20 protein-coding genes are annotated in these 19,445 nt (G+C 62.2%); 14 read left to right on the top strand and 6 right to left on the bottom strand.

Features of this window, described 5'->3' with window-relative positions:
* On the top strand, window positions 1–474 hold a 474-nt coding region (locus VR74_RS15830; RefSeq protein WP_045694304.1), incomplete at its 5' end, for an S-adenosylmethionine:tRNA ribosyltransferase-isomerase.
* On the opposite strand, the gene VR74_RS15825 is transcribed toward VR74_RS15830, so the two are convergent.
* The 4 genes from VR74_RS15825 to VR74_RS15810 form a co-directional block, all read right to left on the bottom strand.
* Window positions 471–956 carry a PaaI family thioesterase gene (locus VR74_RS15825; RefSeq protein WP_045694302.1) on the bottom strand — a complete coding sequence of 162 codons (486 nt, stop codon included), beginning with the start codon at window positions 954–956 and terminating at the stop codon, window positions 471–473. The genes VR74_RS15830 and VR74_RS15825 overlap by 4 nt on opposite strands.
* Entirely contained in the window at window positions 953–1,324 is a 372-nt protein-coding gene (locus tag VR74_RS15820) for a tRNA-binding protein (protein WP_045694301.1), read from the bottom strand. The genes VR74_RS15825 and VR74_RS15820 overlap by 4 nt, the downstream gene beginning before the upstream one ends.
* Before the next feature lie 7 nt (window positions 1,325–1,331).
* Entirely contained in the window at window positions 1,332–2,096 is a 765-nt protein-coding gene (locus VR74_RS15815) for an SDR family oxidoreductase (RefSeq protein WP_045694299.1), read from the bottom strand.
* 122 nt (window positions 2,097–2,218) lie between these two features.
* Window positions 2,219–3,880, bottom strand: coding sequence for a DUF262 domain-containing protein (locus VR74_RS15810; protein WP_045694298.1), 1,662 nt, complete (start codon window positions 3,878–3,880; stop codon window positions 2,219–2,221).
* Between the two features lie 110 nt (window positions 3,881–3,990).
* On the opposite strand from VR74_RS15810, the gene VR74_RS15805 reads away from it, so the two are divergent.
* From VR74_RS15805 to VR74_RS15745, 13 genes are all read left to right on the top strand, one after another.
* Window positions 3,991–4,824 carry a fumarylacetoacetate hydrolase family protein gene (locus VR74_RS15805; RefSeq protein WP_045694296.1) on the top strand — a complete coding sequence of 278 codons (834 nt, stop codon included), beginning with the start codon at window positions 3,991–3,993 and terminating at the stop codon, window positions 4,822–4,824.
* 16 nt (window positions 4,825–4,840) lie between these two features.
* Window positions 4,841–5,578 carry a hypothetical protein gene (locus tag VR74_RS15800; RefSeq protein ID WP_045694294.1) on the top strand — a complete coding sequence of 246 codons (738 nt, stop codon included), beginning with the start codon at window positions 4,841–4,843 and terminating at the stop codon, window positions 5,576–5,578.
* Between the two features lie 275 nt (window positions 5,579–5,853).
* On the top strand, window positions 5,854–7,083 hold the full coding sequence (locus VR74_RS15795; protein WP_045694293.1) for an EAL domain-containing protein: 1,230 nt from the start codon (window positions 5,854–5,856) through the stop codon (window positions 7,081–7,083).
* Window positions 7,084–7,154: 71 nt separating this feature from the next.
* Entirely contained in the window at window positions 7,155–7,664 is a 510-nt protein-coding gene (locus tag VR74_RS15790) for a hypothetical protein (RefSeq protein WP_045694292.1), read from the top strand.
* 48 nt (window positions 7,665–7,712) lie between these two features.
* Complete coding sequence (locus VR74_RS15785; RefSeq protein ID WP_045694291.1) at window positions 7,713–8,564, top strand: TIGR01459 family HAD-type hydrolase; 852 nt, start codon at window positions 7,713–7,715, stop codon at window positions 8,562–8,564.
* A 58-nt stretch (window positions 8,565–8,622) separates the two neighbouring features.
* Window positions 8,623–9,054, top strand: a complete 432-nt coding sequence (locus VR74_RS15780; RefSeq protein ID WP_045694290.1) for a MaoC family dehydratase — start codon at window positions 8,623–8,625, stop codon at window positions 9,052–9,054.
* Window positions 9,054–9,992 (top strand): riboflavin biosynthesis protein RibF, encoded by a 939-nt coding sequence (ribF, locus tag VR74_RS15775; protein WP_045694289.1) that lies wholly within the window; start codon window positions 9,054–9,056, stop codon window positions 9,990–9,992. Before VR74_RS15780 ends, ribF begins: the two co-directional genes overlap by 1 nt.
* A gap of 69 nt (window positions 9,993–10,061) precedes the next feature.
* Complete coding sequence (locus VR74_RS15770; protein ID WP_045694287.1) at window positions 10,062–10,598, top strand: hypothetical protein; 537 nt, start codon at window positions 10,062–10,064, stop codon at window positions 10,596–10,598.
* A gap of 205 nt (window positions 10,599–10,803) precedes the next feature.
* Window positions 10,804–13,842 (top strand): isoleucine--tRNA ligase, encoded by a 3,039-nt coding sequence (ileS, locus tag VR74_RS15765; protein ID WP_045694286.1) that lies wholly within the window; start codon window positions 10,804–10,806, stop codon window positions 13,840–13,842.
* Between the two features lie 45 nt (window positions 13,843–13,887).
* Window positions 13,888–14,403 (top strand): signal peptidase II, encoded by a 516-nt coding sequence (gene lspA, locus VR74_RS15760; protein ID WP_299949449.1) that lies wholly within the window; start codon window positions 13,888–13,890, stop codon window positions 14,401–14,403.
* A gap of 47 nt (window positions 14,404–14,450) precedes the next feature.
* Window positions 14,451–14,945, top strand: coding sequence for a DUF3035 domain-containing protein (locus tag VR74_RS15755; RefSeq protein ID WP_045694284.1), 495 nt, complete (start codon window positions 14,451–14,453; stop codon window positions 14,943–14,945).
* Between the two features lie 46 nt (window positions 14,946–14,991).
* Entirely contained in the window at window positions 14,992–16,347 is a 1,356-nt protein-coding gene (locus tag VR74_RS15750; RefSeq protein WP_045694282.1) for a pitrilysin family protein, read from the top strand.
* Between the two features lies 1 nt (window position 16,348).
* On the top strand, window positions 16,349–17,740 hold the full coding sequence (locus VR74_RS15745) for a pitrilysin family protein (protein WP_299949447.1): 1,392 nt from the start codon (window positions 16,349–16,351) through the stop codon (window positions 17,738–17,740).
* Here the strand turns inward: VR74_RS15745 and VR74_RS15740 are convergent, their stop codons facing one another.
* Together VR74_RS15740 and VR74_RS15735 are read right to left on the bottom strand one after the other, a co-directional pair.
* Window positions 17,741–18,685 carry an NAD regulator gene (locus tag VR74_RS15740; protein ID WP_045694281.1) on the bottom strand — a complete coding sequence of 315 codons (945 nt, stop codon included), beginning with the start codon at window positions 18,683–18,685 and terminating at the stop codon, window positions 17,741–17,743.
* Window positions 18,682–19,308 (bottom strand): HD family hydrolase, encoded by a 627-nt coding sequence (locus VR74_RS15735; RefSeq protein WP_299949446.1) that lies wholly within the window; start codon window positions 19,306–19,308, stop codon window positions 18,682–18,684. Before VR74_RS15735 ends, VR74_RS15740 begins: the two co-directional genes overlap by 4 nt.
* Window positions 19,309–19,445 lie beyond the last annotated feature (137 nt).

Here is a 19,445-nt window from a genome sequence, read left to right as displayed (position 1 = left end):
CCGCGCCTCCTGTCGGAACTGGACGCGGCCGGCCTGCAACGCGAGACCGTTCGCCTTCATGTTGGCCTTGGAACATTCAAGCCACTCGAAGCGGCACAGCTGGAAGCCAACCGCCTCCACGCCGAATGGCGCCGCCTGACGCCGGAAACCGCTGGCCGGCTCAACGCCGCACGCGCCGCAGGCCACCGCTGCGTCCCCGTCGGAACCACGGCGATGCGCACGCTTGAAAGCTGCGCCACCCCCTCCGGCACCCTCGTCCCTGCCACCGGGCCCACCGACATCTTCCTCAAGCCCGGCGATGCCGTGAGCGCCACCGATGCCATCGTCACCAATTTCCACCTGCCGGGTTCCAGCCTTTTCATGCTGGTCTGCGCACTGATGGGAACGGACGTGATGCAGGCGGCCTATGCGCATGCGATCGCATCAGACTATCGCTTCTATTCCTATGGCGACGCCTGCCTGTTGCTGCCCTAGGAAACCGACTGCGCGGCCGGCCCGCGCAACTCTTCCATCGAGCGGATCGCCTTGGCTGCGGTGATGCGTGCCAAGTGGCGGCCCTTCTCGTCGCGCCAGTCCGCTTCGACCAGACCGGTCGTCCTGCCCCGGCTCACCAGGCGGCCTTCAATCGTGATCAGGCCGTGCGGCACGGGCCGCAGGATGCGCGTCTGCAGCTCCATCGTCGTGAACCACTCGCCATCCTCCAGCGCGCTGGCCATTGTCATCGACACGATATGGTCCGACAGGCCGGCAACCCAGCCGCCAAACACCCTTTGCTCGCCGATGTCGCGCGAGCCGTCATTCGGCCACTCATACAGGGTGTGCCCGTAGGAGACCTCCTTCAGCCAGAGATCGGGCCGGATGCCGAGATTCCTGATCCCGGCGGGAAAGTCCCACAAGCCATTTTTCAGGCGGTCAAAGAATTCGGTCTGCTGGGCAGACATGTCAGTGCGGCTCATGCGAGTCGGGCTCCGTTCGGGACTGGAAAATCTGGTGAGAACAATACAATCGAATTGTCAGCATCCGGAAATCCAAGCGTCAGGACTTCCGACATGAACTTGCCGATCTGGCGGGGCGGAAAGTTGACCACGGCGGCAGCCTGCTTTCCGATGAGGGCATCCGGCGAGTAGTGCTCCGTCACCTGGGCCGAGCTCTTCTTCAGGCCCACGCCGGGCCCGAAATCGATGACCAGGCGCCAGGCAGGCTTGCGCGCGCCATCAAGCGGTGCCGCTTCGATGATGGTCCCGATGCGGATGTCGATTTCGCGGAACGTCGCGAAGTCAGTTTGTGCCGCAGCCGGGGAGCCCGGTTCGTCGGTCAGGTGCATTGCCGGCTCAGCATGTCGCTCCGCCGTCGACGACCATCATCTGGCCAGTCATGTAGCTGCCGGCTTTCGACGCGAGATAGCAGGCCGCGCCGGCGATTTCTTCCGGCTCGCCAATCCGTGCCATCGGCGTGCCGGAAAGGGCGCGCTTCAGGTTCTGCGGGTCTTCCCACAGGGCGCGGGCGAAGTCGGTGCGGATCAGTCCGGGCGCAATGCAGTTCACGCGGATATTGTCCTTGCCGTATTCGGTGGCCAGGTTGCGGGCAAGCTGGAAGTCCGCGGCCTTGGAGATGTTATAGGCGCCAATGATCGGCGAACCGCGCAGGCCGCCAATCGACGACACCAGGATGATCGCGCCGTCCTTGCGTTCCCGCATCTGCGGCATGCACATCTGGATCAGCCAGTGGTTGGAGATGATGTTGTTCTGCAGCACTTTTTCGAACTGGTCGTCGGTAATGCCTTCCATCGGGCCGTAATAAGGGTTGGCGGCGGCGTTGCAGACCACCACGTCAATCTTGCCGAAGGCCTTGTTTGTTGCATCGACCATGGCCTGCAGCTCTTCCTTGGAAGAGATGTTCGCGGGCACGGCAATCGCGGTGCCGTCACCGTGCTTTTCATTGATGGCGGCGGCCACTTCCTGGCACGGGCCGGGCTTGCGCGACGAAATCGTCACTTTCGCACCCTGGTCGGCCATGGCCTCGGCAATCGCCCGGCCGATGCCGCGCGATGATCCTGTAATGATGGCTGATTTTCCGGATAGATCAAACAGGCTCATGGCGCCGCTCCCTCGTGTTTTGCTTTGAGCGGGAGCGTAAGGCCTGCCTTGCGCAGCGGCTAGGGGTCACCTAGCGAAAAGTCGCGAATAGACGGGCACGGGCGCTTTGGCAGGGCGTTAACTCAGACGGCCAGCTGCCACTCGTTGATCAGAATTTCCGCCAGGCCCTCTGTACGTTTGCGCACCACTTCCGGCGTCCAGGCATCCTGGTCCATCAAGTCGCGCGTCAATGCGAAATCGGCGCCGCCGCCGCCATTGAAGTAAACCTCTTTCTTGGCGCGATAGTCGTGCCGGTCGGCCTTCTGGTTCACCTTGTGGGTCAGCAGCACGAAATTACCGAGCGTGTCACATTGTTCGCGGCGTTTGGCGGGGTCCGGCCAGGTGATCATCCAGTGGCTGTCTTCCTGCACACTGCGGGGCAGCACATGCTCGACGGTCGCATCGGATTCCGGGGGGATGGTAAAGCCGTCGTCCAGCGCCGCATTCAGGCGCAAGGCCATGGCCCGGCGCTGGCCGAAGGTCGCGAAACGTCCCAGCAGGCGTTCGTGCACCTTGCGGGCCTCATCCTTCGTGATGGCAAATGGCCCGTTCTTGGCCAGCAGCGTGCGTTCATTGGTAACGGCTTCGCTGACCTTGCTGAAACGCTTGTTGCGCTGGTCCTTGTCGTGGAGGATCAGCTGGATCACGTAGCCGAGCCGTTCCAGGCCCGTGAAGAATTGCGGAGCAATCGGCGAATCGATCCCGCGCTCGACCAGGAATTTGAGGGCAGGGGCACGCCAGCTCTGCTGCTCAAGCGCGCGCAGCTGGTTCAGCTTATCGGACACGAGCGCGGCATTCGGGCCATCACTCACCTTTGCCGTCGTGATCTGGCGATAGGCAGCGACATAGTTCGGCAGCAGGTCATCGAGGAATTTGCGCGGATCGATTTTCGACAGGACGGCTTTCTGGAAACCGGCAACAAGGTCGCCCTTCGGTGACCGGTCATGGATCGCGCGGATCTGCCGAAGCAGATCGTCAAAGGCGCCGCCGCCCAGAACCGCTTCATGCTCGGCCCAGCGTTCGGCATAGGCGTTCGCCTCCCTGACGGAAAACTTGGCCTTCTGGAACAGTTCGGTCTTGATGATGTCGTGCGCGTCAGGTTCCTTGCCGCGTGTATTGAGAACCCGGAACACCTTGAACCCCTGATCCTTGTCGTTCACCACAACCCTCACAAGCGCGCAGCCAGCGACGACCGTATCGGTCAGCGCGCGCCGCCGCTCGTCGGTCATCTTTTTCAATTCCTTGAGGATGGCGGTGGCATTTCCAACCATGCGTTGCTGGCTGTCGCTCTCGCCAGGCTCGTTCTCAAGGGATTTCGTGGCGCCGAGCCGCTGGATCGTGTCGCGGAAAAACGCGCCATCCATATAGTTCAGCGTCAGCCGCCAATTGGCAGCTTCGCCCAGCATGGGGCGGGCTTCGTCAGCGATCATGGCGTGCAGCGCGGCGGCGCGCTCCGCGTCCGTTTCCAGGTCGCGCAGCACGGCCAGAAGGATGGTCAGCGTGGTCAGCCGCTGCTGCCCATCAACGATTTCGACCATGCCGGTTTCGGCGCCGTTCACGAGAACGATCGCGCCAATGAAGTGAGGTATGCTGCTGTCGGTTGCTTCAGCGAGGTCGCCGAGCAAGTCGAGTGCTTCACGCTCTCCCCACGAATAACTACGCTGATATGGCGGCATGCACAGGCGTTCTCCCTGTCCGAATATGCCGCTAAGCGAGCTCTCCTGAGCTCGTACGCCTAGGCTCATCTCAATTCCCCTATACAGCCCACATCACTAGCCCTTGCCAAAGACCATCACAACGCGGGATGAACGGTTGGCAATGTGTTTGGTCAAAAGTGTGACGGGAGAGTAACGGTATGCGTCTGGTGAGGTTCCAATTTGATGACGAGGTGCATTTTGGTGCATTGAAGGCCGACTCCGTTGTGCCGCTTGCAGGTGACACGTTTGATGCCGCGCTGAAGGCGGCGCCGTGCGGCGACCCAATCCCCTTGAAAGCCGTGACGCTCCTCGCGCCGGTGCCAAAGCCGGGCAAGATTCTTGGAATCGGCGTCAACTACGCGGCGCACGCCGCTGAGAGCGTCAGCTTCGTCGACACGAAGAAGCCAGAGGTCCAGAAATGGTTCAACAAGCAGGTGACGGCGGTCAATGGCCCCTATGACGCCGTGCACCTGCCGAAAGTGTCAGAGCAGCTCGACTATGAAGGCGAGCTGGTGGTCATCATCGGCAAGCGGGGGCGCCACGTCCCGCCCGAGCGCGCCTTCGAGATTGTCGCCGGTCTCACCGTTGGCTGCGACTATTCGGTGCGTGACTGGCAGCGTGCCAGCCAGACCATGATCATGGGCAAGGGGTTCGATACGCATGCCGTGTTCGGTCCGGCCATCGTCACGCTGAACGAGATTACCGACCTGCCGTCACTGGAACTGCGCACCTTCGTCAACGGCGAGCCGCGGCAGGTGGGTTATGTCCGCGACCAGATTCATGACATCGCCGCACAGATCGCCCACCTCACCGCCGCGTTCACGCTCGAGCCGGGCGACGTGATCTTCACCGGAACGCCGGCCGGGGTCGGCGCCGGCCACACGCCGCCCAAATGGCTGAAGGCGGGTGATCGCGTACGCGTCGAAATCGACGGGCTGGGTTTCATCGAAAACGAAATCGTAAGGGAACCGGGTGAGACCATCATCGCCTAGTCCGGAGTTTCCACGCATGCGCATCCTGTTTCTGCTGGCCGGTCTTGTGACGGCGGCCTGCAGCGGCCCTGCCGCACCCCTGACACCCCCTGACACCCCCCGCACCATCACCAGCACCGACTTCGCCCTGCTGCCTTGCGCCCCTGCCACCGCCCCGAATCCCTGCGTTCTCGTGATGGCGGGCGGCAAGCGTGTCCTTTTTGGAACACCTGCCGGTGTCGTGCATGACATGAGCCCCGAACATCTTCGGAATCTCGATGCCGTCATGCTGTTCTCGCTGCGCGGCGAGGATCTTGAAGGCCTTGACGATGTGCGCAATGCCAGCTGGCGGGCAGGGCATGAATCCCAGCTCCGCGTGTCCGGCCCGGGGGGCACGAGCGACGTTCTCGCCGCCATCAACAAGGCCTATGAAGCGTCCGACGCCTTCACCTTTGTCGAACAGTCACCGGCCGGCGGATTCAACGCGGCAATCCTCAAGCCGCTACCGGGGGAACGGGACACGAAGGCCAGCGTATTCAACACCGGAGACCTGGTCGTGACCCACCTCGTGAATGACAAGGACCGGGTCGGATACTGGGTTGATTACAATGGGATTCGCCTCGTGATCGAGCCGTGCGGCATGACCCAGGCGTCGCAGTTTGCAGGGGAGGCGCACCTCGCCGTCGGCTGTCCGGGCGCCGATCTCTCCTGGCCCGTTTCGGACGTGGTTTTTATCGATCAGGGAAAGCGGAAAAAGGGCAGCAAGGCCCCGTAAGACAACCGCCCGCCGCCTTGCTGCAGAGCCGCGCGCTCCCTCGTTTCGGCCAATCGAATGTCCAGGGACTGGCACGCACGGATGCCGACGTCCTAAACCTTTGTCTAGTGCCGTGAGACGTGCCATGACTGTGACATAAAAAAGTCTGTGACCTAACCGCAACGCTGGACTGTGCCGGGATTGTCGGAGATGCCAAATCAGGCCATTTCCACGCAATTCGTTAACCAATGGGGCTTATTTGTTAAGGTTGATGGAATGAATTGGGTGCTGAACGTATGACATTTGTCCTGTTCCTGCTGTACATCGCAATAGGCAGCGGCGTCGGCTATGGCGTTAATACCTATGCGGGTTTGAGCCTGCCGCTGTCGATCGCCAGCGGGGCAATCGTTTCGGTGATTCTCGCCCAGATTCATGTCCTGACCGCCAGCAGCCGTTCCAGCCGCCAGCTCGACGAGCGCATGGATCAGGTCGAACGCCGGACCCGCGACACGGCAGAGCGGGTCGATGTCATCGATGCACGCACCGACGCCGTCGAGGCGACCGTCAAGCATGAGCTGACCGAGCGCCGCGATGCGCTGGTGACAGAGATGAAACAGCTCGAGGGCCTGATCGACCGCCTGTCGCGAAGCTTCGAATCGAAACTGGCCGAACCCTCGATCGTTTCCTCTGTCGCGCCGCAGGAAGATGCCATTCTGCGCGATGTGAAGGACGCCCTGAGGGATGGCCGGGTTGACCTGCACCTTCAGCCCATCGTCTCGCTGCCCCAGCGGCGTGTGTCGTTCTACGAAGGCTTCACGCGCCTTCGCCGGCCCGACGGATCGCTCATCCTGCCGGCAGAGTTCCTGGATGCCGGCCGCCGCGCCAACCTGATGGGAATCATCGACAATTTTACGCTGTTCCGCTGCGTCCAGATCGTCCGCCGCCTCGCCGAGCGCGACCGCCGTGTCGGCGTGTTCTGCAATATCTCGGCGTCCTCGCTGGAGGACACGGCCTTCTTCCCCATGTTCCTGCAGTTCATGACCGAGAATCGCGACCTGTCGGGCGCGGTCATCTTTGAAATCCGCGCGGATCGCTTTGAAACGCGGTCGCGGACAATGCGGGACAATATGGACCGCCTCACGGCGCTCGGCTTCCGCTTCTCGATCGATCACGCCACTGACCTGTCGCTCGACCTGCCGCGCCTGCAGGCAGCCGGTGTACGCTTCGTCAAGATGAATGGCGCGACGCTGATCGACCAGTTGCGCGACCCGCATGGCGCGCGTCCGGTTTCGTCCATCAACCGGCGTGTCGATGGCGAAGAAGTCAGCGCCGTCTTCTCCCGGTATGGCATCACGATGGTCGCCGAAAAGATCGAGGACGAGGCCAGCGTGGTCGAGATCCTCGAATATGATATTCCATATGGCCAGGGCCACATCTTCGGAGCGCCGCGCCCGATCAAGGCCTCGCTCATGGAAGAGACCGCGCCGCCACTCGCCCTGATGGAACGCCTGTCCAGCTTCGGCTGAGCCCGGCCGGCATCTTTTTGCCCTAATCGTCATGCCTATTGCACCTGTCCGGTGATGACAGGAGCGGCTTCATGCGCATGATTACATTGGCTTTTATCGCACTTTGTTCGGCCTCTGCCGCCGCTGCCTGGACGCCGCCGGATGTGATGACCGTCAGCGCGATACTCCCCGGTCCGCAGGAATTCGAAGCGCCGCCAGCCCTTGAGGCCATTGAGGACCATTCGGTCGTCCTGCTGGACCTGACATTGTCGGTTGAGGCCTACCCGTCGTTCGAAAATGAAGACGGCACATATTCCAGGCTGGAAGGTGATTGCGACTTCGGCCTCTTGGAAGACGTCCGGATGATGTCGATCCCAACCGGCTCGAATCATCTGCTGATGTATATCCGCCCGGGTGATCCGGCCCGGTTTGCAGCCAATGGCGTGACCTGCGAATACATGCACAGTCTGCAGCTTGGCGAGAATATCGGCCAGGTTGTCACCGTCCGCGGCTGTTACCTGGCCAACGACCATGCCATTCCGACAGCCCGGCTGCTCATGCTGAATCCCTTGCCGGCGAGCGCGTGCGGGCTGACGCAATAGGCCCGGTTCCGATTGACCCCCGCTGCGGCGCAGCCTAGGTCGCGCCGCATGAGCGAACTTCAATTCCCTGCGGGCCTTTCCGCAATTCGCGGAGCCTACGACTCCATCCTGTGTGATGTGTGGGGCGTAATCCATAATGGCCGGGCGGCCTTTTCCGAGGCCTGCGCCGCGCTGGTCGCGTTCCGCCAGCAGGGCGGGCGTGTCTGCCTGATCACCAATGCGCCTGTGCCTAAGGCCCAGGTCATCCGGTATTTCGAGCCACTGGGCGTGCCGGCGGAGGCCTTTGACGATTGCGTGTCCTCCGGCGATGCCACCCGCGCCGAACTGATGCTGCGCCGCGACCAGACGGTCTGGCGGCTCGGATCGGACGAGGGCTTCGAGCATGACAGGTACCTGTATGATGGCCTCGACCTGACGTTTGACGACAGCGCCCGGGCGGACCTGTTGCTGTGCATCGGCCTGCGCGACCAGGTGAATGACCGCCCGGACGATTATCGCGCCGAGCTGCAGCAGGGCATCGACCAGAACCTGCCGATGATCTGTGCCAATCCCGACAAGCAGGTGCGCGTTGGCGGGAAACTCTACTGGTGCGCCGGTGCTCTGGCTGAGATCTACGAAGAGCTTGGCGGCAAGGTCATCTATCCCGGCAAGCCGCACGCGGCGATTTACAGACTGGCCGTCGAGCGGCTTGGCGAGCACGGCACGGACCCATCCCGCATCCTGTGCATCGGCGACAGCCCGGCGACCGACGTGCGCGGCGCACGGTTACAGGGATTTGACAGCCTCTATGTTGGAACCGGCCTGAAGGAGCACGGCGCCGATTTCGAGCGCGAAGTCATCGACCTGCTGGCAGATTATGGCGAGCAGGCCACCTATGCCATGTCCGGTCTAAGATGGTGACGTGGGCTGTGTGCCCGTGTATCGAGCTTTTCAGACCAATATCGGAGACCCGAAAAGAATGAGCGAGTTCAACGGCTTTAAGTACGAAGACCTGGAGATCGGCATGGCGCACGAGACCGTGCACACGATCACGGAACAGGATATCCAGCGATTCGCTGAAGTGTCTGGCGACTACAATCCCCTGCACATGGATGATGAATTCGCCGCCAAAACGGTTTTCGGACGCCGCATCGCCCATGGTGCGCTCACCGCCAGCTATATCTCCGGCATTCTCGGCAACAATCTGCCCGGACCCGGCGCGATTTTCATCGGCCTGTCCATGCGGTTCAAGCGCCCGGTCCATATCGGCGATACGGTCACTGTCCGCGCTGAAGTCGCCGAGAAGCAGGATCGCGGCAATCGCGTGACGCTGAAGGTTGATTGCACGGTTGACGGCAAGCGCGTGATTACAGGCGAAGCCGAAGTGGTTGCGCCGCGCCGGGAGGCCTGATGGCCGTTTTCGCCGATTATCGCGGACTGCCGCAAAGCGCCCGGGGCGCGTCTGTCGCCCTCGGCAACTTTGACGGGCTGCATGTGGGCCACCGGGCGGTGATCGACGCGGCCCGCAAGGCCGGTCAGGGGACGTTCGCGGTCGCGACGTTCGAGCCGCCGCCGCGCGCCTATTTCAGGCCGACCGACCCGCCATTCCGTATCTTCCGGCCTGAAAGGCGCAATGCCTGCATCCTGGCCGAGGGCGCCAGCACGGTTTTCGAGCTGCCGTTCAATGGCGAGATGGCGGCCATGACCGACGAGGCCTTTGTGCGGACAGTGCTGGTTGAAGGGCTGGGCGTGTCCCACGTTTCGGTCGGGTTCGACTTCCGCTTCGGACGCGGACGGATGGGCCATGCGGCGCGCTTGTCCAGCCTTGGGCGGGCGCTCGGTTTTGGCGTCACCATTGTCGAGGAAGTGCTGGAATATGGCGCCAAGGCATCGTCCACGGCGATCAGGCAGGCGCTGATGGCGGGTGAGCCGGAAGTGGCGGCGAGTATTCTCGGAGACTGGTGGATTGCTGACGGTCCTGTCGAGCCCGGCGAGAAGAACGGGCGCACGTTCGGCTTCCCGACGGCAAATGTTCATCTCAACGACCTGATTCATCCCCGGCATGGTGTCTATGCCGTGCGAGCACGCACGCGCGGGGAAACAGACTGGCATGACGGCGTGGCGAATTTCGGGCGCACGCCCACCACGGGCCTGCGTGACCCGCTGCTCGAGACCTTCATCTTTGACTTCGACAAGGACATTTACGGCGAATGGCTCGAGGTGCAGCTGATCGCCTACCTGAGGCCGGAACTGAAGTTTGACGGCGTCGATGCGATGATCACGCAGATGCACAAGGATGCCTCAGAAGCGCGCATCAGGCTGAAAGACGCTGCAGTCTCGCCCAATTAGGGCCCGATTTACCCGCAAGACTGATACTGTCAGCCGGAACGCTTCAAGGGTTCCGACGTTGGGAGTTCCATGCAGAAATTTCTCGCGCCTCTCGCCTTGTGCCTCGCGATACCGCTTGGCGCCATCGCCCAGTCGCCGGGTGCCAGATCGCCCGACATGACGATCGGATCGGTCAGCGCCGGCGATCTGCACATGATACTGGATGGCATGGGCGCCACGCTGACATTGACGGGCGTGAACGCCCAGCAGGCACCCTATGTTTTTGCCATCAGCAAGGACGGCATGTCTTTCGGGATTTATACTGCCTGCGCCAATCCTGACGGGACCGATTGCCGAGGTATTGAATTCCTCGCTGTGCTCGATTCAGCGCGATCAATCGAGGATATCAGCGCGATCGACCAGTCCTACGCAGCGGTCTCGGTTTACAAGACCGATGACAACACCGTCCACGTCTCGCGCTATGTCATCCTGGACCATGGCGTGTCATGGGCGAACCTTCTGGAGAATGCCGAAGTGTTCGAAGTGCTCAGCGCTAAAGTCGCTGCCGAGGTCAGCGGGCACGTCTCGGCGCAGGTCGCCCAGCCCGCCCAGGATAGCGTCAGATAGTGACAGGGCTTCTCCCGCCTGCTAGGCGGAAAACATGGCACGGATAGGCTGCATTCGAATTAGACACCCGGCGGCGCACTGACCCGGTTTGACGGGGCGGGCGAAGCCGGGAATTCATGCTGCAGAAAATATCCAGAAACCCGTGGCAATCCCGCGGGAAAACCGTATCAAGCCCACAGATACCGCAAGAAGCCATACAGACCCCATGACCGATTCCCTGACTGACCGCGATTACCGCGACACGCTGTTCCTGCCGACAACCGATTTCCCGATGCGCGGCGGCCTGCCGCAGCGCGAGCCGGAATGGATCAAGCGCTGGGACGCGATGAAACTCTATGACGAGCTGCGGGCCGACGCGAAGGCGCGCGGCGCGAAGCAATGGATCCTGCATGACGGCCCGCCCTATGCGAACGGGCACATCCACCTCGGCACGGCGATGAACAAGATCGTCAAGGACATCATCGTGCGCAGCCACCAGATGACGGGCCACGATGCCTCCTACCTGCCGGGCTGGGACTGCCATGGTCTGCCCATCGAGTGGAAAGTGGAAGAAGAATTCCGCGCCAAGAATCGCGGCAAGGATGATGTGCCGGGCGAGGAGTTCCGCGCCGCCTGCCGCGCCTATGCCGAAAAATGGGTCGAGATCCAGGGCCGGGAATTCCGCGCCCTCGGCATCGAGGGCGAGTGGGACAATCCCTACCTCACCATGAAGTTCGAGAGCGAGGCGACCATTGTCGCCGAATTCCTGCGCATGGCCATGCAGGGCGCGCTGGTGCGCGGCGCCAAACCGATCATGTGGAGCCCGGTGGAGCGCACCGCGCTCGCTGAAGCCGAAGTGGAATATTACGACCGCAAGGTGCCGGTGATCTGGGTGAAGTTTCCGGTGATCGGCATAATTCAGCGCACGTCTGGCCGCGCTGAAGATGTGGCTGCCGAGCAGGCCAAGAGCGACCTTGTGAAAAACGCCTCAGTGGTGATCTGGACAACGACGCCTTGGACAATTCCGGCAAACCAAGCTGTGAGTTTTAGTCGAGACATCAATTACGGTGTTTACCAAATTGACGAGGTGATGACGGAAGAGGAACTGGGCTTTCCTCCATATGCTAAGTCAGGCGAGCGTATGCTATTGGCAGATGATCTTGCTGAAAGTGTCATGCGTGACGCAAAAGTGAAGTCCTTCACTCGTGTTGATCAGGTCGATCCGGAAGGGCTTCGGTTGCTTCATCCATTGTTTGAAATGGATGAGTTTTTCACTCACTCAATCCCCATGCTTGCAGGCGATCACGTCACCGCCGATGCCGGTACGGGCTTCGTGCACACGGCGCCTGCGCATGGTGAGGATGACTTCAATGTCTGGGTGGGTTCCGGCCGCACGACGCAGGATATCCGCCAGATCGTCGATGCCGATGGCTGCTACACGCCGGACGTGCCGCGCTTTGGCGGTATGGATATCATCCGCACCAGCGGCAAGAAGCGCGGCGAGCCGGGCAAGGCCAATCAGGAAGTGATCACGGCCCTCGCCGAGAGCGGCAACCTGCTGGCGCGCGGCATCACGACGATCCGCGATGCCCACTCGTGGCGCTCCAAGGCGCCGGTCATCCGCCGGGCGACGCCGCAATGGTTCATCTCGATGGACAAGCCGGGCCCGAACGGCAAGTCGCTGCGCGAGAATGCGCTGAAGGCCATCGACGATACCGAATTCTTCCCCGCCGTAGGCCGCAACCGTCTGCGCAGCATGGTGGAAGGCCGGCCGGACTGGCTGATCAGCCGCCAGCGCAACTGGGGCGTGCCGATCACGATCTTTGTCGACAAGAGCGGCCAGCCGCACACGGCGGCGCTGCCCGCCGACACGGCGCAGGCCCTCAACGAGACGATCAAGGCTGCCATTGCCAAGGGCGGCGTCGAGGCCTGGTTCAGCACGCCTGCCGAAGACTTCCTGTCGCCGCACGGCCTTGCCGCCGCTGACTGGGACAAGGTGACGGACGTGCTGGACGTCTGGTTCGATAGCGGCACGACGCATGCCTTCGCCCTGCGCGAGCGCGGCATCATCGACGCCGAGACCGGCCAGGCCGACCTCTACATGGAAGGCTCTGACCAGCATCGCGGCTGGTTCCAGTCATCCCTTCTGGAATGCTGCGCCACGCGCGGCATTGCGCCCTACAAGCAGGTGCTGACGCACGGCTTCATCGTCGATTCCGAAGGCAAGAAAATGTCGAAATCGATCGGCAACACGATCGAGCCGGAACAGATTGCAAAGCAATACGGCATCGAGATCCTGCGCATCTGGACGGCGTCCGGCGACTATACCGAGGACCTGCGCATCTCCGACGAGATCATCAAGGGTTCGGTGGAATCCTATCGCAAGCTTCGCAACACGGTGCGCTACATGCTGGGCGCGCTGGATGGCTACACGGCGGATGAAGCGATTGCGGCGGACAAGATGCCCGGTCTCGAACGTTGGGTGCTGCACCGCCTGTCCGAACTCGATGCACAGGTGCGCGCCGCCTACAAAGTCTACGACTTCAAGAAGGTGATGAGCCTGCTCATCAATTTCTGCGGCGTGGACCTGTCGGCCGTCTATTTCGATATCCGCAAGGACAGCCTCTATTGCGACCCGCGTTTCGAGACAGCAGATGCCTGGGACGAGGCCACGGCCGCATTCGGCAATCGCCGCCGCGCCGCGCGCACCGTCATGGCGGCGGTGCTGGAACGGCTGCTGACATGGCTCGCGCCGGTCATGCCGTTCACGATGGAGGAGGCTTTCCTAGAGAGCCACCTGAAGGACCGCGCGGCCTCCGTGCACCTGCTGCAATTCCCGGACACGCCGGACGGCTGGCGGGATGATGGTCTTGCTGCGCGGTGGGAGAAGATCTTCACCGTGCGGCGCGTGGTGACGGGGGCGCTCGAGGTGGAACGCCGCGAGAAGCGTATCGGCGCTTCGCTGGAATCCACGCCGCGCGTGCTGGTTGCGGACGAGGCGCTGATCGAGGCCTTCAAGGGCGAGGATGCGGGCGACCTGTTCATCACGTCGGGTGCAGAGCTCATGCACTCGGCCGCAGGCGAAGGCGGCGGGTTCACGCTGGACGATACGCCGGGCGTGATCGTGTACCCGGTCAAGGCCAGCGGCGTGAAATGCCGCCGCAGCTGGAAATACTTCGATCCGGCAACCGCAGACACGGCTTTCCCGGATATCACGCCGCGCGATGCCCTGACGGTGAAGGCCTGGGATGCGACACATGACTGATGAGAATCGCTTGATTGGCCGGGCGGGGTCTGCAATCTGCTGACGATGAAGTTCAATCCGGCAAATATCTGGGCGCTGGCCCTCGTGCCTGTCGTCGTCCTGGCCGACCAGGTGGCGAAATGGCTGGTCCTGTCAGAGCCGAGATTCAACGCGCTGGCGTGCCTGGATGCGCCCACTATGTGCGGAACGATCCCCTTGCCCGGACCGATCGATTTCAGCATGCTGTGGAACCGGGGGATGAGCTATGGATTCCTGCAATCTGAAGGCATCATGCGCTGGGTGCTGAGCGCGGTCATGCTTGTGATCGCCCTCGGATTCCTGGTCTGGCTGATGCGCGCGGAGGGACGGCTGCTGAAACTGTCGCTCGCCATGGTTGTGGGCGGTGCGTTCGGAAACCTGATCGACCGGGTGCGTTTCGGCGCCGTTGTTGATTTTATCAACGCCAATGACCTGTTTTTTCCATGGGTCTTCAACGTCGCCGATGCTGCAATAAGTGTTGGTGCAGTCTTGCTGTTTGTCGACCAGTTCTTACTGTCGGGCCGAAAGCAGGCTAAAGCTTGAAAATTAATGATCAAACCGATGCCAAACCAAGGCGAGGACGCCCTATCATGATGAAACCTGTTCTTTTGATTGCAGCCGGGGCTGCCATAGCCGTGACCACAGCGTGCAGCTCCGGCAGCAGCGGTGCCCGCACGCCTGACGAATTCCGCGTGGTGACCAAGGCGCCACTGATCGTGCCGCCGGAATATGCGCTGCGTCCGCCGCAGGCTGGCGGCTCGCTGCCAGCGGAAGTCGATCCTTCCCGCACGGAAATCGCGACCGCCTTTGGCTCGACCATCGGCAAGGATGCCAGCAAGTCTGAACGCGCGCTTGTCGCAGCGGCTGGCGCCAATGCCGTCAACCCGATGGTCCGGTCGCAGGTCGACTATGAAGAGACCAAGACGATCCGGAAATCGACCGGTGTTGTCGATACGCTGCTTTTCTGGCGCAAGGACAATGCGGAAGACCTTGAAGCGGCCCGCACTGACAATGCCACGGGCGGCGGCGAGATCGTCATCGAGCGGTCGACCGGATCGGCCCGCCTGAAGCTGCCGGGAACCTGATCACACCGAACGCGGAATACCCGAGATGACGAGATGGAGTACGCCCATGAAACGGATTATCACCGGGGGGCTGCTCGCGGTCGCTCTCCTGTTCCCGGTTGCGCTGGCGGACGACGCCGCTTGGGCGCCGGAAACGTTCACGCTCGGCAATGGCATGGAGGTCGTGGTCGTGCCCGATCACCGGGCCCCTGTTGTCACGCACATGGTGTGGTACAAGGTCGGCGCGGTTGACGAAGCGTCAGGCAAATCCGGCCTCGCACACCTGTTCGAGCATGTGATGTTCAAGGAGACCGAGAAACTCGGGCCCGAGGAATTCACGACCATCGTGCAGCGCAATGGCGGCCAGCTGAACGCCTTCACCAGCTGGGACTATACGGCCTATTTCGAGCGCGTGGCCAAGCCGCAGCTTGGCAAGATGATGGAACTTGAGGCCGAGCGCATGCGCAACCTCAAGATCAATGACGACCCGAAGGGGCCGTTCATTTCCGAGCGCGATGTCGTCAAGGAAGAACGCCGCCAGCGCATCGAGAACAATCCCGGTGCGATCCTGCAGGAACAGGTGCTGTCGGAACTCTGGAAGGGGCATCCCTACGAGATTACCGTCATCGGCAAGATGGACGAGGTCGCCGCCCTGACGCCGGAAGACGGCATGGCGTTTTACCGCAAGTATTATTCGCCGGAAAACGCGATCCTCGTGGTTGCGGGCGATGTGACGAGCGATGAGGTCCGCACGCTTGCCGAGGCGACGTACGGCCAGATCGAACCCACCGGCACGGTGGACGGCACGCGCAAATGGGCGCCGGTTCCGCTGCTGTCAGAGACGCAGCTGATCGTGCATGCCGATCCCAAAGTGCGCCAGCCGATCTGGAGCCGGTATTATACCGGCCTGTCACAGACCCGGCAGCGGCGCGAATCCTATGCCCTGGACGTTGGTCTGGCGGTGCTGGGCGGCGGGATGACCAGCCGGCTCTACCAGGCGCTGGTCGAGGACAAGCAGATCGCCATAGACGTGAACACATATGCCTGGACAACGCTGCATGATGAAGGCCCGGCCGTCATCAGCGCCAGCCCGGTCGATGGCGTGTCACTGGATGAACTGGACGCGGCGGTCATCGCGAAGGTGCGTGAGGTGCTCGCCGAAGGCTTCACCGATGCCGAAGTGGTGCGGGCGCGCAATTCCCTGGCGGCCGAGGCGATCTATGGCCGCGACAGCCAGTCTGCGATGGCCAATACGTTCGGCTCCACGCTGGCCCTTGGCGGCACGGTGGATGACATCCTGAACTATCCTGATGCGGTCCGCTCGATCACGACAGACGAGGCCCTTGCGGCCGTTCGCAAAGTGTTCGGCGAGGACCGGCACTATATCGAATCCGAACTCGTTCCAGCCGAAGGAGACCAGTAGCATGACCTGCCTGAAGCTGATGATGGGGGCTGCAGCCGCGCTGGTACTCGGCGCCTGTGCGACCCGGCCGCTGCCGGAACCGGCCCCTGAGACACTGACCGACGTCGTCGCCGAACCGGCTTTGCAGGTCGATGTCCACAAGGGCGACTTTGCCGAGATCCAGCAATTCGTGACGCCCGGCGGCGTGTCCGTCTGGCTGGTTTCCGAACCGTCCATTCCCATCATCTCGCTGGAGATGGCATGGAAAGGCGGGGAGACGTCAGACCCTGAGGGACTGGAAGGCCTGTCCGATTCCGTTGTCTACAGCATGAACGAAGGCGCGGGCGATCTCGACTCGCTGGGGTTCCAGACCCGGATGGAAGAGCTGAACATGAGTTTCGGCTGCTCGACCGGCAATGACTGGACAAGCTGCTCAAGCTCGATGCTGACCGAGAATGCCAGCGAGGCCATGGACCTGATTGCCACGGCATTCGCGGAACCGCGTTTTGACACCGGCCCGTTCGAGCGGTTCCAGCGCGAGAACCTGATCGCCATCAAGCAGCGCGAGACTAGCGCGAACTGGCTGGCGCGCAAGGCGCTGACCGATGCGATGTATCCCGAACACCCTTATGCGCGGCAAACGAGCGCCGAAAGCATTGCTGCGCTGACGCCGGAACTTGCGCGCGAGCAGATGCGCAAGCTGATGGTGAAGGACCGGCTGCTGGTGACGGCGGTCGGAGCCGTGACGCCGGAAGCACTGGCGCCGATGCTCGACAAGGCCATGGCGGGTTTGCCGGACACGAGCGAAATCGGAACCGTTGCCGATGTTATTCTGCCAGCCTCCCTGGCCGATCCGGTCGTTGTCGACCTGCCGCAACCGCAGAGCCTCGTCTCCTTCACGGCGCCGGGCCTGGCGCGGGACCATCCCGATTTCTTCACGGCCTATGCGTTGAACTACACGGTCGGCGGTGGCGGCTTTGAAAGCCGCCTGATGAAGACATTGCGGGTCGAGAAGGGGCTCACCTATGGCGTGTACACCAGCCTGTCCACATCCGAACACCTCAACACGTGGAGCGGTGGCGGACAGACAAAGAATGAAAGCGCCAGCGAGTTCCTCGCGGGCATCAAGGATGAACTCGGCCAGTTCGCCACCGATGGCGTGACGGAAGAAGAACTGTCCGATGCCAAGGCCTATCTGACGGGCTCCTATGCGCTGGGCTTCGATTCGAACGCGAAGATTGCGGACCAGATGATGGGCGTGCGCCAGGAAGAACTCGGCATCGACTATTTCGACACGCGCAACGCCAACATCAATGCCGTGACGCTGGATGACGTGAACCGTGTGGCGAAGGCATACCTGTCACCCGAAGCATTCACCTATGTCATCGTCGGGCAGCCGGAAGGCCTTGAGTAATCAGTCCTGGGTCTTGCGCGGTGTGGCAAGACCCGGTGCGGCGATGCCGCGGACATAATCCCGGCGGAATTCATAGAGTTCTGCCGGACGTCCGCCCGTACTGGTTTCCAGGCGTCCCGTGCCGGCGACAAGGTCTGTCTTGTCCAGTGCCCGCCTGAAATTCTGCGTGTGCAGTGACAGGCCGAGAATGGCTTCCACGGTGCGCTGCAGCGCTGAGAGCGTGAAACGCTCGGGCAGCAATTCGAACACGACGGGCCGGTATTTCACCTTTCCGCGCAGGCGGGCGAGTGCTGTTGCGAGGATGCGGCGGTGGTCGGAGGCCATGGTGGCGCCGAGGTGGGTGTCGTGGTGGGGGAGGTCGGCGTCACGCGTGCATTCCGCCACAAGCCCGGCCTCGTAGAGAAGCTCATAGCGTTCCAGCACCCGTTCCTCGACCCAGCGAGCGCCGTCAAGCCCGAAGGCGATGCGGGCACGGTCGAGCCGTTGCTGGTTGCCGGCGGCCCATGTGTAGAGGTGGGGGGCGAGCTCGGCGTCGATAATGGCGGGGCGGCCGTTGCGATGGTCTTCCCACGGGAAGTAGCGGTACCAGCCCTGCCAGCGGGCTTCGAACGGGTCGCCGGTTGGTGCCGCTTCCGGCATCAGCGCCAGGTAGCCGACGGAGATGACCCGGGCAGATGGCGGGGCGTCGGCGAGCGTGGCTTCGGGTGTCTCGCGATCCTTGTCACCGAACGTATAGAGCTGTTCGACATAGCCGAGTTCGAACCCGGTCTGTTCGCGTACCCATCCGCGAAGGGACAGATCGAACGTGCGGTGGCGCTCAGGGTCGAACGGTCCGAAGGGCAGGGCGTCTTCACCGGTTTCCCGCTGCGTCACGAGCACCAGCGGCGTGTCGTCCTGCACGGCGACCATCACGGCCGATAGGCCAATCAGTACGGAATAGGTCATCGCCGTTTGCTCATTTCAAATTCATTGTGGAGTTGGCTGTAGCGGGCAAGGAAGGCGGCCTGCGCGTCGGGCACGGCGAGCGGTTTCAGCTTGAGGCGGATGCCTTCCGGCGGCGTGCCGAACAGCTTGTTGGATTCCTGTTCGGAAAAGCCCGCCAGCTGGACCGCCTCGAACCAGGCCGAGATATGGTCGGCCTTCTTGATCAGCTTCTTGAGCCGGACCGGCGTCACCGGTGCCAGTTCGAACCGGATATGGATGGCTTCCTGCAGGCGCGCCTCGATTGACTTGTAGCTTTCGCCGAGCAGAGCCTTGAAGGGCGAGATCATGTCACCGATAACGTATTCGGGGCTGTCATGCAGCAGGGCCGTGAGGCAGTCGCGCGGATTGAGGCCGGGCTGAAGGTGACGGCACAGCGATTCCACGACGACGGAATGCTCGGCCACCGAAAAGGCATGGCCGCCTTTGGTCTGCCCGTTCCAGCGAGCGACGCGGGCGAGGCCGTGTGCGATGTCCTCGATCTCGACATCGACGGGAGAGGGGTGGGCAAGGTCGAGCCGTCGCCCCGACAGCATGCGCTGCCAGACGCGAGGAGGTTTAACAGAACGCTTCAGGGGAGTGCTCATCAGGGCCATCTTTAAGCTATTGGTAGCAAGGGTAAAGAAACGGAGGCGTGCCGGTTACGAAGTGACCCCATTTCTGCCTTGATTGGCAAATGCGGTGTTAAGTCCTTTGCGGCATAAGCATTGCATATCACAGGCAG

The organism is Hyphomonas sp. BRH_c22, assembly GCF_000961795.1.
Lineage (GTDB): Bacteria > Pseudomonadota > Alphaproteobacteria > Caulobacterales > Hyphomonadaceae > Hyphomonas.
Note: the sequence above shows the minus strand (reverse complement) of the source record. Positions and strands in the feature narration are given on the sequence as shown.